Below are 13,906 nucleotides of genomic sequence, written 5' to 3' on the forward strand. Positions count from 1 at the left end.
CTGGTCGTTAATCCATGTCAAGGAAACTGCGTAGTTGCTCGGAACGCGAAGGATGACGGAGTTTGCGCAATGCCTTGGCTTCGATCTGACGAATACGCTCGCGGGTCACGTCGAACTGCTTGCCCACTTCTTCCAAGGTGTGGTCGGTATTCATATCAATTCCGAAACGCATCCGCAAGACTTTCGCTTCTCTAGCCGTCAATCCGGCCAACACTTGCTGAGTCGTTTCGCGCAAGCTTGCGACGGTCGCATGCTCGATCGGAGACATCACCCGAGAATCTTCGATGAAATCACCCAAATGCGAGTCCTCATCATCGCCGATGGGGGTTTCCATGGAAATGGGTTCCTTGGCGATCTTTAGAACCTTGCGAACCTTATCTTCGGGCATATCCATGCGGACCGCCAGTTCTTCCGGCGTCGCTTCCCGTCCCATTTCCTGCAACATCTGACGCGAGATACGGTTCAGTTTATTGATCGTCTCGATCATGTGCACCGGAATTCGGATGGTGCGCGCCTGATCGGCAATCGAACGCGTAATTGCCTGGCGAATCCACCACGTCGCATAGGTGGAAAACTTGTAACCGCGTCGATATTCGAATTTATCGACCGCCTTCATTAGGCCGATGTTTCCTTCCTGGATCAAATCGAGGAACTGCAATCCCCGATTGGTATATTTTTTGGCAATGGAAATGACCAAACGCAAATTGGCTTCGATCATCTCCTTTTTGGCGAGACGTGCCTGGCTCTCGCCAACAGAGACGCGCCGATTGATTTCTTTAATATCGGCGATCGACAGTTGATTATCTTTTTCTATCTGCGCCAGTTTGCTTTGCGCACGCCTCACCTCGTCGGCATAAGAAGCCAATATCTCACCATAGCGCGCCCCCAACAGTTTCTGAAACCAATCGGGATTGCTTTCGTTACCAGCGAAAGAGGCGATGAATTCTGCGCGCGGCATTTTTGCTTTGACGACGCAGATATCCTGAATAATCCGCTCCTGCTCCCGAATCTTCTCGACCGCACTGTGCAACAGATCGGTCAACTCCTTGAAAAACTGGGGCGTTTTCTTGAACTCCATGAAACTTTCCGCAAGAGAGTCGAACGCTTTCTGCGTACGTTCATGGTGATAACCGTGCTTGTGATGTGCATTGACAGCAGCTTTGTGCTGCTTGTTGAAAAGCTCGAGCTTCTCTCTAACGAGTTCCGGGTCAGGCCCACTCTCGGTTTCATCGAGAATTTCGGTGTCGGCCTCTTCATCCAGCAAGACCTCTTCCGACTGGGCTGCCGGATCGAAAAAGTCGGAAATCAAGTCCGACAACCGAGCCTCTCCTTTTTCGACAGCATCGAAGGCCCTGATAAAATGATCCATCGCAGCTGGAAAACGAACCAACTCATTCGCCGCTTGGTTCAGTCCTTCCTCGATGCGCTTGGCGATGCTCAGCTCACCTTCGCGGGTCAGCAGCTCGACCGTTCCCATCTCACGCATGTACATACGTACGGGATCTGTGGTCCTGCCCAATTCGGCATCAACGGAGGAAGCAAGTGCCGCAGCGACTTCCGCCGCTTCGTCCTCATCTTCCTCGGTAACAACGGCAGGTTCGGGAATCAAATCTGCATCCGGCACATCCTCGTGCACCTCAATTCCCATATCATTGATCATGCAGATGATGTCTTCCATCTGCTCCGGATCGACGATATCGCTGGGTAAGTGGTCATTCACCTCGGAAAAAGTGAGGTAACCTTGCATTTTACCTTTGGCGATAAGCTCTTTAAGCTGAGATTGCTGTTGTTCCAGATTCATCAACTGACCCGCGACTGCTGTATGCCCGCAAAACAATACAGTATATTAAAAGTTTGAGAAAACAGGAAACTTAAGTTACCGGCCTCATTGACTCATGAGCACTCGCATTTCCTCCCGCTCTTCGGAACTGAGCTGCATTTTTTTCGATTTCTTGATGAGCTCATCCAAACGCTCCCGCTTGAGCTGATGACTGAAACGCATTAAAGCATCTGAGAACTCAGCTCGTATACCTTCCTTGGGCAACAAAGTATCCCACTCTATGAGGTTGGCGATAAAATTTTCCTCCGGCGCACCGCGAAAATGCTCCAGGATGCCGCCGCTAGTCGAACCCGGATTTTCATCCAGAATCCGGAGCACCTTTTCGATTAAGTATCCATTCTTATTAACCGTACGCAGCTTACTACGCAGGTCAGCCCCAACCATGGCCGCAAGTTCTGGATTCTGGACCAGAAGCGCCAAAAGGATACGTGATGCAGAGGGCTGCACTCGACCTCTTACGGATGCAACCCTTGATTCCGACGGCCCTACAAGCTTAGCCGATTTATCGGATGGTTCGACTACCCCATGCCCCGCAAGTTCCTCCAGACGTTTGTCGATCATCTCACGAAAAACACCAGCAGGTAACTTACCAATCAATGGTTTGGCTTTGTTAATCAAAGCGGCGCGTCCCTCTAAGGTGCCTAAATCAAGCCGACGCACCAAACACCTGAAGAAATAGTCAGAGAAAGGTAACGCGGTATCGAGACGGTTTAGGAAAGCATCCGCACCCTCCGATCGGACCAAGGAATCAGGATCTTGCCCCTCCGGCAAAACCAGAAATCGGATTTGCCGTCCGTCCCGTAAGAACGAAAGGCTTGCTTCGAGCGCTTTCCAGGCAGCCTTCTGTCCCGCAGAATCTCCGTCGAAACAAAAAACCAGTTCATCCGTATAACGGAAAAGCAGCTCGACATGATCAGCGGACGTAGCAGTTCCAAGCGTTGCAACCGAATTGGAAATGCCGTTTTGAGCCAAGGCGATCACATCCATATAGCCCTCGACCACGACGATGCGCTCCGGCCTCGGAGACTGCTTTAACAGCTCGTATAGTCCATATACTTCCTTGTGCTTTTTGAAAACGATAGTCTCGGGCGAATTGAGATATTTCGGCGTTTCGTCGCCCATCACCCGTCCGCCAAAGCCCACCACCCTGCCTCGGCGATCCCGAATGGGAAAGATAATACGATCCCTGAATCTGTCATAAGCCTTATCGTCTTTCATGATCATAAGACCCGCCGCCTCCAGCAGCTCCCGCGAAAACTCCGACGGTAGATTTTGCCACCCCGGAGGAGCATAACCCAAGCGATATCGCTGAGCGAGTTCGCCGCTGACCCCTCTGCGTTTCAAATATGTGATAGCTCGCGACGTTTCGGGATGGACTTTAAACTGGTGTGCATAGAATCGGGAAACAGCATCCTGCAGTTCGTAAATGGCCTTCGCCATCTTAGACTGCGGATCTACCGTCGCACTCTGGGCGTCTACCGGAATTTTCAACCCCGCCGACGCAGCGAGACTTTCCACCGCTTCGACAAAACTCAGATGGTCATAGCCCATCAGAAAATCAATGGCATTACCGTGTGCGCCGCAACCAAAGCAATGGTAAAACTGCTTATCGCGACTTACGGTAAAGCTGGGTGTTTTTTCACTATGAAAAGGACAACGAGCAGTAAAGTTGCTGCCGGCTTGCTTAAGCGGCACGCGCGCATCAACCAGATCGACCAGATCGATACGAGCGATCAGTTCTTGAATGAATTGACGGGGAATCTTGCCGGCCATCGTTTATACCGGCAGCTCAGTTCACGCTACGCCGTTCCTAAAAAACATCAAGACTACCGTGTCCTAGCCGCTTAACAGGCTTTTGACCCGCAAGCTAACCATCGACATATCGGCTCGCCCCTGCATTTTTGGCTTCAGCACGGCCATAACTTTGCCCATATCGCCGACTCCGGAAGCACCCGATTCCGCCAAAGCCTCCTTGATCAGAGACTCCACTTCCTCTTCGCTCAACGCTTGCGGCAAGTATTCCTGAATAACGCCAAGCTCCGCCTGTTCCGCAGCAACCAAATCATCCCGCCCTGCCGATTGAAATTGCGTGATGGATTCACGCCGCTGCTTGACCATCTTGTCCAGAACGGCAAGGACTTGCGCATCATCCAACTGAATCCGCTCGTCCACCTCGCGCTGCTTGATGGCGGCCATTATCAGCCGAATGACGCCCAGCCGATCTTTTTCTCCGGCTTTCATGGCGGCTTTCATATCCGCCTGGAGACGTTCTTTCAATACGCTCATCGAAAGGGGCTATCAGGTTTGCGGACGCCCTTTGCGCAAATTCTGCAGAGCAAACCGTTCGCGGGAAAGCTTTTTCAGATGCCGCTTCACTGCTGCAGCCGCTTTGCGCTTACGTTCCTCGGTCGGTTTCTCGTAGAATTCGCGGCGGCGCACTTCGGAAAGAATACCGGCCTTCTCGCAGGCACGTTTAAAACGACGGATAGCAATTTCAAAGGGCTCGTTTTCTCTAAGCTTAATCGACGGCATGTAGCTTCCCAAGATTGATGACTAAAATGACGAAATTCCCGAGGCAGGATTACCCCGCCAACTTAAAAGTGCTAATTATACTCACTACAGAGCGCAAGGTAAAAGTCAATTTGTATGTACGTACTCGGCATTGAAACATCCTGCGATGAAACGGGCGTGGCGATCTATCACGCCACCAAGGGACTTTTGGCCCATCGCCTGTATAGTCAGGTAAAAACTCATGCGGAGTATGGAGGCGTAGTACCCGAACTGGCCTCCCGTGATCACATCAAAAAACTGGTTCCGCTGATTCGGCAAGTAATCGCAGACGCCCGCATTTCCAAACGGCAAATCGACGGAATCGCTTATACAGCCGGCCCGGGATTGATCGGCGCGCTCCTGGTAGGCGCTTCCGTCGCCCGCAGCCTAGCATGGGCATGGGAAATTCCATCGATAGGGGTACATCACATGGAAGGCCATTTGCTCGCGCCCTTAATGGAGTCCGACCCACCCGATTTTCCGTTTATCGCGCTCCTCGTTTCCGGTGGCCACACCCAGCTCGTCGAGGTAGAAGGCATCGGCCTGTATCACATTTTGGGAGAATCGGTGGATGATGCCGCCGGGGAAGCCTTCGACAAAACCGCCAAGATGCTTGATCTGGGCTATCCAGGAGGTCCCGCGATCGCAGAATTGGCCGAGGAAGGCGACGAGCATCGGTTTGAATTCCCTCGCCCCATGACCGATCGGCCAGGTCTCGATTTCAGCTTCAGCGGCCTTAAAACGCATACGTTACAAACATTCGCATCCACCGCCAAAACTCGACAGGATAAAGCGGACATTGCCAAGGCATTCCAGGATGCGGTGGTCGATACACTGACGATCAAATGCCGGCGGGCGCTCAAGGAAAGCGGGCTCACCCGCTTAGTGGTCGCGGGCGGGGTCAGCGCCAACCGATCTATGCGCGACAAACTTCAGCACATGGCTAGCGAAGAAAACTGCCGGGTTTATTTTCCGCGACTCGAATTTTGCGGCGATAACGGCGCCATGATCGCATTTGCCGGCTGCCAGAGACTGCTCGCCGGCCAAACGGAGCCCCCCGAGATCAACGCTCTTCCGCGGTGGCCCTTAAGCAAGTTAGCACCGCTCGCCCTATCGCAAGAGTCAACAGCCTAAACAAGCGGCAATTCTGAAACCGTCAGGCTTTACGCCCGATCCGCGCTTCCTGTCCATGACGCAAACGCTCGATATTTCCCCGATGCCGCCAAATCAGAAACAAGACCATCACGACCGAGGCGCCAATCAACGCCTCGGAACCGGTCAAAAGCCAAACGTAGACGGGTGCCAGAACGGACGCAGCCAAAGCCGCAAGCGACGAGATACGCGAGACGAAAGCAATCGCAATCCACGTCAATAGAGCAGCCAAGCCTACCATCCATGAAAATCCCAAGAGTACCCCCAAGGCTGTGGCAACGCCTTTGCCGCCCTTAAACTGGAAAAATACCGGGTAAAGATGGCCAAAAAATGCCGCCAACCCCACCAAAGCGATCACAAGCAGGTCAGCGTCAAAAGCCTTGGCCAACAAGATCGGAACCAACCCCTTGGCGGCATCTCCTAACAAGGTAATCGCGGCTGCTTTTTTACCACCCAACCGCAGCACATTGGTCGCACCGGGGTTTTTCGAGCCCTGTTCTCGGGGATCGGGAAGGCGAAACAATCGGCTTACGATTACCGCACTGGATAGCGAGCCTAGGAAATAGGCCAAAGGAACTAAAAACCACACCGCCATGCGCTTATTATGTATCCTGGTTGCCAGTTTTGTAATTTTTATGTTACCAATTCGCGAAATAGCGAAAACCGGTCGGATTGACGATGGACATTATATTTCTACGCGGCCTTGAGATCGAGACGGTGATCGGCATCTACGATTGGGAGAGAAAGATCAAGCAAACCATCCTGATCGATTTGGAAATGGGTACCGACATCCGCGAGGCGGCGGCATCGGACAATATCGAACACACGCTCGACTACAAAGCGGTGTCCAAACGCATCATTTCTTTCGTGGAAGAAAGCGACTTCTTTCTCGTGGAAACTCTAGCCGAGAAGGTCGCTCAAATCGTTATCGATGAATTTGATGTGCCGTGGCTTAGGTTGACGCTAAACAAGAAGGGCGCGATCCGTAAAGCCAGCGATGTCGGAATCATTATCGAAAGAGGAGATAAACGAAAATATGCCTGATGTTTTCCTGAGCATCGGCAGCAATATCGAAAGAGAAAAGCACATTCCTTCCGCTTTGAGAGAGCTGGAAGAGCGTGTCGGCTCGTTGACTGTCTCCGGCGTTTACGAAAGCGAAGCGGTAGGCTTCGAAGGCGCTCGCTTTTACAACTTGGTAGCGGCCTTTTCCACCGAACTCCCGGTATCCGAGATCGCAAAGATCCTGAGCGAGATCGAAAACAATCATGGGCGTACACGAGATTGCAAAAAGTTCTCCTCGCGTACCCTCGATATCGATTTGATTCTTTACGGCGACGAGGTGCTCCAAGAAGGAAAGCTTACATTGCCGCGCGAGGACATCACCCGTTACGCCTTCGTATTGGAGCCGCTCGCGGAGATCGCGCCGAATCGAAAGCATCCGGTGATCGGCGAGACCTACGCCGAGCTGTGGGCCAAATTCGACAAGACTAGCGTCAACCAGTGGCGGGTGGGCTCGGTTTCGGATATCAGCTGAATAAACTCCTCCCGCCATCCACGACCAGCATCTGCCCGGTCACGTACGGCGCATCATCGACCAGAAACAATACCGCTTTCGCGATATCCGAAGCCTCCCCGGCGCGTTTCATAGGAATACGCGCCAAGATTTCAGCTTTCTTCGCGGGATCGGCGTCGTGCTCGGGCCATAGAATGGCGCCCGGCGCGACGCCATTGACTCGAATTTCCGGCGCCAACTCTTTGGCAAGAGCGCGGGTCATCGTCGCCAATCCGGCCTTGGCGAGACTGTAGACCGAATATTTCTCGATAGGATGATCGGCGTAAATGTCGCCGATGTTGATGATGCAACCCTTACGGTCGCGTAGATAGGGAACGGCCGACTGAGCCAGGAAAAACGGCGCCTTGAGGTTGCTGCCCAAGAGGTCGTTCCATTGAACCTCAGTGATCGCTCCAAACGGCGTAGGATAGAAACCGGAAGCGTTATTCACCAACACGTCAAAACCACCCCAAAACGCCGCCGCCTGCCGAACGAGTTCGGTCAGTCTTCCCGTTTCAAGCAGATCGCCCTGCAACAAACGAACCGAGTTCGCTCGCACGGCATTGAGCTCGTTGGCTAAAGCCTCGGCATCGGTCGCCGATCGGTGATAATGCAGCACGATGTTGTATCCGGCCGCATGCAGCCGACGCACGATTTCAGCGCCGATGCGGCGAGCCGCGCCAGTGACGAGCGCCGATTTCACCATACAATTCCCCTTGACTCCCACAGCCTCTACGAGTGATTGCTTTCGAATTGCGCGAACCACTGCCCCGCCCCCAACGGCGAGGTCGGATCGTAATACAAGGACACCAGCTTCAAGTGTCCAAACGGCCCCAATTCCGGTCCCGGCAGCAAAGTACGGAACGCCTCCCCACCCATCAACTGATGGGTGATGGTTTGAAACAGGCGCGCCAGACGTCCGTTCCGCACCATCGTATCCAACATATGGGGTCCGGCGATAAGGTAAATGGTTCGGTAACCTAGCTCGCCCAGCCTGCGCGTTAGCACGTCGCCCTCCACCATTCTGCCCTTTCCCGCCAGAATCACCTCGTAACCTTGCTTGCGCCAATAGTCCAGCTTTGCGGGGTCCGCCTGTTCTCCCGTAGCGATATAACAGGCTTGACGATGTTCTTTGATGGATGCCGGCATCGGAAAATCCAGACTGGCGCTCGCGATAATGATCGCCGGCTGAGGGCTCAGCCCCTGCTCCTCGCGCCACTTCGCGAGATCGCGAGTCGTATCCGTCAAACCGACTTGCAGAATGTTTCCCAAGCGCTTCTGCGCCAGTGAACGGAGATACCCGCCGTGAGTGATTAGGCAATCCGCCTGGCACTCCAGCTCCAGAAACAACCGAAAATCATCCGGCGTGGTCAGGCTTTTCGGAAGGTAAGTCTGACCGCTCGAATCCTCCAGCGCGATCCGCCCGTCCAGGCTGGTAAGGAAATTGGCATAGACGAACGGCGAGTCGGGCGTGCCCTGCCGGTGCAGATTCAGTTGTAGATAAAGTCCTTCTAGAACGACTTCTTCAAAGGGTGGGGGAAACAGACGAAAAACTTTCTTGGTCATTTAAAGAAAGGTGCCGTGTATAGATGCCTCGCACTGAAACGGAAGCAATTTTCGCATGCTCGATACAAAACGTCCGGAATTTCCACATGTCGAATTTCATGACGATCGAAAGTATCGCTATCCTTCGGATAAAGCCGACCGGCCCGTCGCACTCGGCAATACTGGATTGCTGCGGTATCCGTCCGCTTTGAGTCAAGATCCTTCGCCCCGATTAAAGCTGGCCGAGGAGGATTGATATGCTAAAATGCCGCGAAAATTATCACAGTCATATTAATTCAAGCCGGTATTTCGCGGCTTTTGTTTTTTGAAGGGGCTCCCGATCTACCGCGGAGGCTTGGGCGGCAATCACAACTCCCATCGGTCCGGCCCGAAGAAGAGGTTTTTAGCTTTAGCTTGGGAAGGAAAAAATACGCATGAAAATAGATCTTATATTGGCGAAGACGTTCAAGTTCGTCGTATTCGTGTTGTTTACCTTTATGACGCTCGTCTACTTCGGCGTCATGCTGCTGTTGCCGCTGGACATACTGACCCAGATTGTTCGAATTTTCCACGGCATTGGCCTGCCGACCGTTCTCGCCGCCGGACTCGGTATCTCGGCCTTGGGCTACATCGGTTATCTCGTTTCGCGCATGCCGGAACTTTACAGACTCGTCGTCGATATCGGCGTGCAACTGATCTCTTTCGGATACAGCCAAATTCAGCGCTTCGATCCGCTCATCGATTCGGGAAAGCAGACCGAGACCGGTACCGCTTAAGGAACGTCGGTTCGTACGATTACGCCATGCATTTCTAGCAAGCGATCGACCGGCAACCAACCCTGACAAAAACCCCGCAATGCGGGGTTTTTCCTTTGCGCCTTCCGATGCTGTAACCTATTGGGTCAGCTGCTGCACCTCTCCCTACTCCGTTGACCCGTTTCTGCGCTATGTCTCGATACGATAAAGATACCTTGCTCTCAGATTGGCGGCAGCGCGCCCTGAGCTTCCAGCAAGAAATCGGAAACGCCGTAATCGGCCTCGATCACGCCATCCGCCAAATCACGCTAGCGATTTTCTCCCGCGGCCACGTCATGCTGGAAGGCGACGTCGGAGTGGGTAAAACGACTTTACTTAGAGCAGTCGCTAGGGGACTGGGCGGCGCTTACGAACGAATCGAGGGCACAATCGACCTGATGCCCAACGATCTCATTTACCATACCTATATCAACGAGGTAGGCAGGCCGCAGGTCGATCCGGGCCCCATCCTCAAGAACGGCGAGCAGCTTTCCGTTTTCTTCTTCAACGAGGTGAACCGGGCCCGCCCTCAAGTGCATTCATTACTGTTGCGGGTCATGGCCGAACGCAGCATAACGGCCTTCAACCGAGAGTATTTTTTCCCGCACCTCCTGGTTTTCGCCGATCGCAATCGGGTCGAGAAGGAAGAAACCTTCGAAATTCCCTCGGCGGCACGCGATCGTTTCCTGATGGAACTGCACATCGAAACGCCACAGGACCCGGCTATGCAGCGTGCCTTGATGTTTGACCCCCGGTTTCACGACACCGATCGGCTGATAGAGGACGTACAGCCAGGCGTTCTGCCCTACCGCGACATTGCGGATATCGCCCGTGTCATTCAAGTCGAGATCAAGGCCAGCGACGCATTGCAACAATACGCGCTCGATCTCTGGCAGGCGACTCGGCGACCTCAGGATTACGGCATCAAAATGGACGGCGTGGACATGCGGCAATTGGTCCTGGCCGGCGCCAGCCCCAGGGGAATGAGCATGATGATGCGGGCGGCCCGGGTCTCGGCTTGGCTGAATGATCGGACCAGCCTGATCCCCGAGGACATTCGGCAGGTCTTCGTAGACACCACCGCTCACCGGGTCTTCTTCAATCCGGTTTATGAACTTCGCCGAAGCGATCTGGTCGGTGAACTCATGAGCGGTATTCTGCAACGCGTCGCGGCGCCTTGATCCCCGAGTTTCATTATCACGTTAATTGGCGCTCACCGGGTGTCCATCCCGGCCACCACCGTAGCGCACGGCAGGGCGGCGGCTACGAATTCGCCGGTCATACGCTATTAACATCCAATCCGGACCCGCGAAATCTGGATATACGCGCCACACTGCACGATCCTTTCGAGCAGCTCATGGTGCGAACTTTTCGCCAAAGGAGCGCGATTCCCGTTTATGTAGTCGCCGACCTTTCGGCATCGATGGGTTTCCGGGGCACGAGATCGAAGACCGAACTGTTGGCCGAATTCACCGCTTCGGTGGCCTATACCGCCTACCGCACCGGCGACTTCTTCGGCTTTATCGGCTGCGACAGCACGATACTCCAGGACATGCTCCTGCCGCTGCGCTGGCATAAAGGCGCCGCGCCGGAACTGTTGGAGAACCTCAAGAACCTCCGCCCTCGGGGCAGATCCTCCGACGGGCTGAACGAGGTCGTACCGTATCTCGGGAAACGGAAAGCCTTAGTATTTCTCGTTTCGGATTTTCATTTAACCCTGGATCGCCTCGATACACTGCTCAAGGCCCTGGTCCGCCATGATGTGGTGCCGGTGGTTTTATGGAACAGCGCCGAATTCGATCGGCTACCTTCGTGGGGTCTCGTTAATTTCGAAGACCCAGAGACCGGTGCCCGGCGGCGATTGCTCATGCGACCCGCGCTACGAGAGAAGATCAGTGCGTCGTTCGAGAAGCGCCGCGAGGAACTGGGGCAGATTTGCGCGCTTCATGGTCGAGAGCCGTTCTTCCTGATCGACCGTTTCGACCCGGACGAGCTGACCCGTTATTTTTATCGAACCTGAACGATGCGCCCGATGTTTAAACTGCTTTTCGGCTTGAGCCCGGCGCTTCTACTGGCCCCTGCCCTCGCCTGCTCCGCCGAATTGACGCCTCGCATCGAGCCGTCGGCACCGCGGAATTTCGGCTATGTCATGGGAGACCTGATCGATTATCACGTCCTCATCACGGTACCCGAAAGCTATGCTTTGGAGACCGAATATCTGCCCAAGCCCGGCGCGCTCGATGAATGGCTGGATCTCCGCACCGTCAGTTGGACCAAGACTAACGCTAAAGACGTAGCCCATTACCGACTGCGGCTGACCTATCAGGTGTTCAAAGGCGTACGGCAACCGGAAAAATTGACCATCCCGTCACTGCCGGTCCGTTTTCAGGGACAAGCCCCGCTAGAAGCGCGAACGCCGCCGTGGTATATCACGATCGCACCGATCATTCCGCCCGACATTGCAGACGAAAAAGTCGAAATCCGCGAATCCGTGGTACCGGAGCCGCTTCCGATCCTGTCACACCGCCTGAGGCTTATCGCCTATCTCGCCGGAACCCTGGCCGTACTGCCGCTTCTCGCATGGCGTTACGGCAAGCTGCCGTTCTTTACAAAGACAGCCCCGCCGTTTGCGCGCACCATGCGCGATCTCAAGAAGCTCAGCCGTAAACCGGCCGATGCCGATGCGTACCGGACCGCGATCAAGCTCCTGCACCGAGCCTTGGACGACACCGCCGGTTTTCGTCTGTTTGCCGGGGAATTGGAATCCTTCCTGGCAGACCATCCGGCCTTCGCCGAGCTTCGAGACGAGCTTAACCATTTCTTCGCCCTGTCCCGGCAAGTCTTTTTCACCGCCCCCGATGCACCGATACCAGCGGATTCCCTGTTTTCCCGGCTTGAAGCCTTATGCCGCCAGTGTGTCCTTGCTGAACGGAGGAGTGTTTGAGCATCGGGCTTTCCGCACCTTGGGCACTGATTCTCGGCATTACCGCCCTGATTCCTTTATTAAAGCGCGGGCAAGCCGCGATTTCCTATCCCTCCATCTCGATGCTCCCGAGCGATCCGCTGTCGACGATGCTCGATCGACTGCTGCGGTCTAGCGCCGCCGCTGCAGCGCTTAGTCTCAGCCTGGGCATCGCGGGTCCTTACTTGCATGAGCAATGGGTGGAAAGAGTCGGGACCGGGGCCCACATCGTGCTTCTGCTCGATAGGAGCAGCAGCATGAACGAGAATTTCTCCGGCAGCTATATGGGCGGTCGCGCGCAGGAAACCAAAGGCGCCATAGCCCGCAAGCTGCTGGCCGAATTCGTCGCCCGACGGGAGCACGATCTGTTCGCCATGATCGATTTCTCGGCTGCACCAATCTACGTCATGCCTTTCACTCAAGATCGGCCGGCGATCTTAGCGGCTATCGAAGCGACCAGCGGTCGCGGTCACGGAGTAACCAACATCGCGCCCGGATTGGCGATGGCGCTCGATTTTTACAGCGGAAAACCGTTCACCGGGTCCCGAATCGTTCTGCTGGTCTCGGACGGAGCGGCGCGCATCGAAGAGGAAACCCGCGACCAGCTACGGCAATGGTTTCAGGAAACGCAGGCGACCCTTTACTGGATTTACCTCCGAAATCCAAGGAGCGGACGCCTTTCGGAGAAGCCGGTCAATCCGGGCGAAAGCACGACGCCGGAATATTTTCTACATCAATATTTCCAAAACCTTGGCGTCCCCTATCGGGCTTTCGAGGCGGAAAATCCGGAAGCGCTGCAGCGCGCAATTCTAGAGGTCGAGCAGTTGGAAAATCTTCCGCTGCACTACCTGGAAAAACTGCCGCGAAGGGACATCTCCGGCTACTGCTATGCCGCTGCTCTCGCATTTCTGGCACTGCTCCTGAGCGCCAAAGCATTGGAGGTGAAGTCGTGGCCCGTTTGATGCGAATGTGGCGCTCGCCGATGCTGATCTGGGGTCTTCTGGCAGCCCTCCTGGCCGGAGTCGTTTACGAAAGTTATGCCGTTTTCAGAATCGCCCGCCAAAACACTCTAATCTCCCAGCCGGAAAGGGTCGAGGTCGACGACAAAACACCGCCCGTTCTGGTACTCGCCAAAGCCCATCGGCTCGAACGATCGGGCGAGACGCAGGAAGCCCTGCGCCTTTACACCACCATTCTCGAACGCGGCGACGAGCACCTTCGCGAGCAGGTTCATTACAATCTTGGAACACTGTATCTTCGAGAGGCCGCCCAACTGTGGAACGCCAAAGGCGTATTGGAATATGTCCGTGTCAACACGCTGGTCGCCCTGGCCAAGGAACAGTTGCAGAAGACTCTTCGGCTGAATCCGGCTAACTGGGATGCCCGTTTCAATCTCGAATACGCACATAGGATTACCCCGCCGGCCAAGGAGCGGGAAAAGGCGGATTGGCACGGAGCGAAACCCAGTGTATTCGCTACCGTGCCCACGATTCCGGGTGGTGCGCCGTGAG

The 13,906-nt window shown here is 54.7% G+C and carries 16 protein-coding genes; 9 read left to right on the top strand and 7 right to left on the bottom strand.

The genetic code is table 11. From position 1 onward, the window contains the following. Nucleotides 1-7: 7 nt before the first annotated feature. From rpoD to rpsU, 4 genes are all read right to left on the bottom strand, one after another. Complete coding sequence (rpoD, locus tag B2A78_RS03005; protein ID WP_077728427.1) at nt 8-1,801, bottom strand: RNA polymerase sigma factor RpoD; 1,794 nt, start codon at nt 1,799-1,801, stop codon at nt 8-10. 84 nt (nt 1,802-1,885) lie between these two features. Continuing rightward, on the bottom strand, nt 1,886-3,613 hold the full coding sequence (dnaG, locus tag B2A78_RS03010; RefSeq protein ID WP_077728428.1) for a DNA primase: 1,728 nt from the start codon (nt 3,611-3,613) through the stop codon (nt 1,886-1,888). A gap of 63 nt (nt 3,614-3,676) precedes the next feature. After that, entirely contained in the window at nt 3,677-4,126 is a 450-nt protein-coding gene (locus tag B2A78_RS03015; RefSeq protein ID WP_077728429.1) for a GatB/YqeY domain-containing protein, read from the bottom strand. A 12-nt stretch (nt 4,127-4,138) separates the two neighbouring features. Then, nucleotides 4,139-4,372: a 30S ribosomal protein S21 gene (gene rpsU / locus B2A78_RS03020; protein ID WP_026609693.1), complete on the bottom strand. Its 234-nt coding sequence runs from the start codon at nt 4,370-4,372 to the stop codon at nt 4,139-4,141. A 114-nt stretch (nt 4,373-4,486) separates the two neighbouring features. Between rpsU and tsaD the strand changes: the two genes are divergently transcribed. Further along, complete coding sequence (tsaD, locus tag B2A78_RS03025) at nt 4,487-5,524, top strand: tRNA (adenosine(37)-N6)-threonylcarbamoyltransferase complex transferase subunit TsaD (RefSeq protein ID WP_077728430.1); 1,038 nt, start codon at nt 4,487-4,489, stop codon at nt 5,522-5,524. A 22-nt stretch (nt 5,525-5,546) separates the two neighbouring features. Here tsaD and plsY read toward each other — a convergent pair whose 3' ends face one another. Then, the gene (plsY, locus tag B2A78_RS03030; protein ID WP_077728431.1) at nt 5,547-6,137 is read right to left on the bottom strand and encodes a glycerol-3-phosphate 1-O-acyltransferase PlsY; all 591 of its coding nucleotides are present in this window, start codon (nt 6,135-6,137) and stop codon (nt 5,547-5,549) included. Nucleotides 6,138-6,220: 83 nt separating this feature from the next. Between plsY and folB the strand changes: the two genes are divergently transcribed. Then, a complete protein-coding gene (gene folB, locus B2A78_RS03035) occupies nt 6,221-6,586 on the top strand; it encodes a dihydroneopterin aldolase (RefSeq protein ID WP_077728432.1) in 366 nt (121 codons plus the stop codon). Then, nucleotides 6,579-7,076: a 2-amino-4-hydroxy-6-hydroxymethyldihydropteridine diphosphokinase gene (gene folK / locus B2A78_RS03040; protein ID WP_077728433.1), complete on the top strand. Its 498-nt coding sequence runs from the start codon at nt 6,579-6,581 to the stop codon at nt 7,074-7,076. Before folB ends, folK begins: the two co-directional genes overlap by 8 nt. Here folK and B2A78_RS03045 read toward each other — a convergent pair. Together B2A78_RS03045 and B2A78_RS03050 are read right to left on the bottom strand one after the other, a co-directional pair. After that, nucleotides 7,069-7,800 carry a pteridine reductase gene (locus tag B2A78_RS03045; protein ID WP_077728434.1) on the bottom strand — a complete coding sequence of 244 codons (732 nt, stop codon included), beginning with the start codon at nt 7,798-7,800 and terminating at the stop codon, nt 7,069-7,071. The genes folK and B2A78_RS03045 overlap by 8 nt on opposite strands. Nucleotides 7,801-7,826: 26 nt before the next feature. Continuing rightward, a complete protein-coding gene (locus B2A78_RS03050; protein ID WP_077728435.1) occupies nt 7,827-8,660 on the bottom strand; it encodes a dihydrofolate reductase family protein in 834 nt (277 codons plus the stop codon). Nucleotides 8,661-9,073: 413 nt separating this feature from the next. Here B2A78_RS03050 and B2A78_RS03060 point away from each other — a divergent pair, with 413 nt between their 5' ends. The 6 genes from B2A78_RS03060 (at nt 9,074) to B2A78_RS03085 (ending at nt 13,905) form a co-directional block, all read left to right on the top strand. Beyond that, nucleotides 9,074-9,415, top strand: coding sequence for a hypothetical protein (locus B2A78_RS03060; RefSeq protein WP_077728437.1), 342 nt, complete (start codon nt 9,074-9,076; stop codon nt 9,413-9,415). 170 nt (nt 9,416-9,585) lie between these two features. Beyond that, nucleotides 9,586-10,614 carry a MoxR family ATPase gene (locus B2A78_RS03065; protein ID WP_077728438.1) on the top strand — a complete coding sequence of 343 codons (1,029 nt, stop codon included), beginning with the start codon at nt 9,586-9,588 and terminating at the stop codon, nt 10,612-10,614. Next, complete coding sequence (locus tag B2A78_RS03070; protein ID WP_077728439.1) at nt 10,611-11,453, top strand: DUF58 domain-containing protein; 843 nt, start codon at nt 10,611-10,613, stop codon at nt 11,451-11,453. Before B2A78_RS03065 ends, B2A78_RS03070 begins: the two co-directional genes overlap by 4 nt. Nucleotides 11,454-11,465: 12 nt before the next feature. Beyond that, complete coding sequence (locus B2A78_RS03075; protein ID WP_077728440.1) at nt 11,466-12,377, top strand: hypothetical protein; 912 nt, start codon at nt 11,466-11,468, stop codon at nt 12,375-12,377. Beyond that, nucleotides 12,374-13,357 (top strand): vWA domain-containing protein, encoded by a 984-nt coding sequence (locus tag B2A78_RS03080; protein ID WP_077728441.1) that lies wholly within the window; start codon nt 12,374-12,376, stop codon nt 13,355-13,357. Before B2A78_RS03075 ends, B2A78_RS03080 begins: the two co-directional genes overlap by 4 nt. Further along, nucleotides 13,345-13,905: an MxaK protein gene (locus B2A78_RS03085; RefSeq protein ID WP_143735051.1), complete on the top strand. Its 561-nt coding sequence runs from the start codon at nt 13,345-13,347 to the stop codon at nt 13,903-13,905. Before B2A78_RS03080 ends, B2A78_RS03085 begins: the two co-directional genes overlap by 13 nt. The last annotated feature ends 1 nt before the right edge of the window (nt 13,906 follow it).

Source organism: Methylocaldum sp. 14B (assembly GCF_002005105.1).
Taxonomy (GTDB): Bacteria; Pseudomonadota; Gammaproteobacteria; order Methylococcales; family Methylococcaceae; genus Methylocaldum.

Excerpts from the sequence above, each read along its gene's own strand:
- B2A78_RS03075 (WP_077728440.1), top strand. The coding sequence starts at position 11,466 with ATGTTTAAACTGCTTTTCGGCTTGAGCCCGGCGCTTCTACTGGCCCCT.
- dnaG (WP_077728428.1), bottom strand. The coding sequence starts at position 3,613 with ATGGCCGGCAAGATTCCCCGTCAATTCATTCAAGAACTGATCGCTCGT.
- B2A78_RS03015 (WP_077728429.1), bottom strand. The coding sequence starts at position 4,126 with ATGAGCGTATTGAAAGAACGTCTCCAGGCGGATATGAAAGCCGCCATG.
- tsaD (WP_077728430.1), top strand. The coding sequence starts at position 4,487 with ATGTACGTACTCGGCATTGAAACATCCTGCGATGAAACGGGCGTGGCG.
- B2A78_RS03045 (WP_077728434.1), bottom strand. The coding sequence starts at position 7,800 with ATGGTGAAATCGGCGCTCGTCACTGGCGCGGCTCGCCGCATCGGCGCT.
- B2A78_RS03050 (WP_077728435.1), bottom strand. The coding sequence starts at position 8,660 with ATGACCAAGAAAGTTTTTCGTCTGTTTCCCCCACCCTTTGAAGAAGTC.
- plsY (WP_077728431.1), bottom strand. The coding sequence starts at position 6,137 with ATGGCGGTGTGGTTTTTAGTTCCTTTGGCCTATTTCCTAGGCTCGCTA.
- B2A78_RS03065 (WP_077728438.1), top strand. The coding sequence starts at position 9,586 with ATGTCTCGATACGATAAAGATACCTTGCTCTCAGATTGGCGGCAGCGC.
- rpsU (WP_026609693.1), bottom strand. The coding sequence starts at position 4,372 with ATGCCGTCGATTAAGCTTAGAGAAAACGAGCCCTTTGAAATTGCTATC.
- folB (WP_077728432.1), top strand. The coding sequence starts at position 6,221 with ATGGACATTATATTTCTACGCGGCCTTGAGATCGAGACGGTGATCGGC.
- folK (WP_077728433.1), top strand. The coding sequence starts at position 6,579 with ATGCCTGATGTTTTCCTGAGCATCGGCAGCAATATCGAAAGAGAAAAG.
- B2A78_RS03060 (WP_077728437.1), top strand. The coding sequence starts at position 9,074 with ATGAAAATAGATCTTATATTGGCGAAGACGTTCAAGTTCGTCGTATTC.
- rpoD (WP_077728427.1), bottom strand. The coding sequence starts at position 1,801 with ATGAATCTGGAACAACAGCAATCTCAGCTTAAAGAGCTTATCGCCAAA.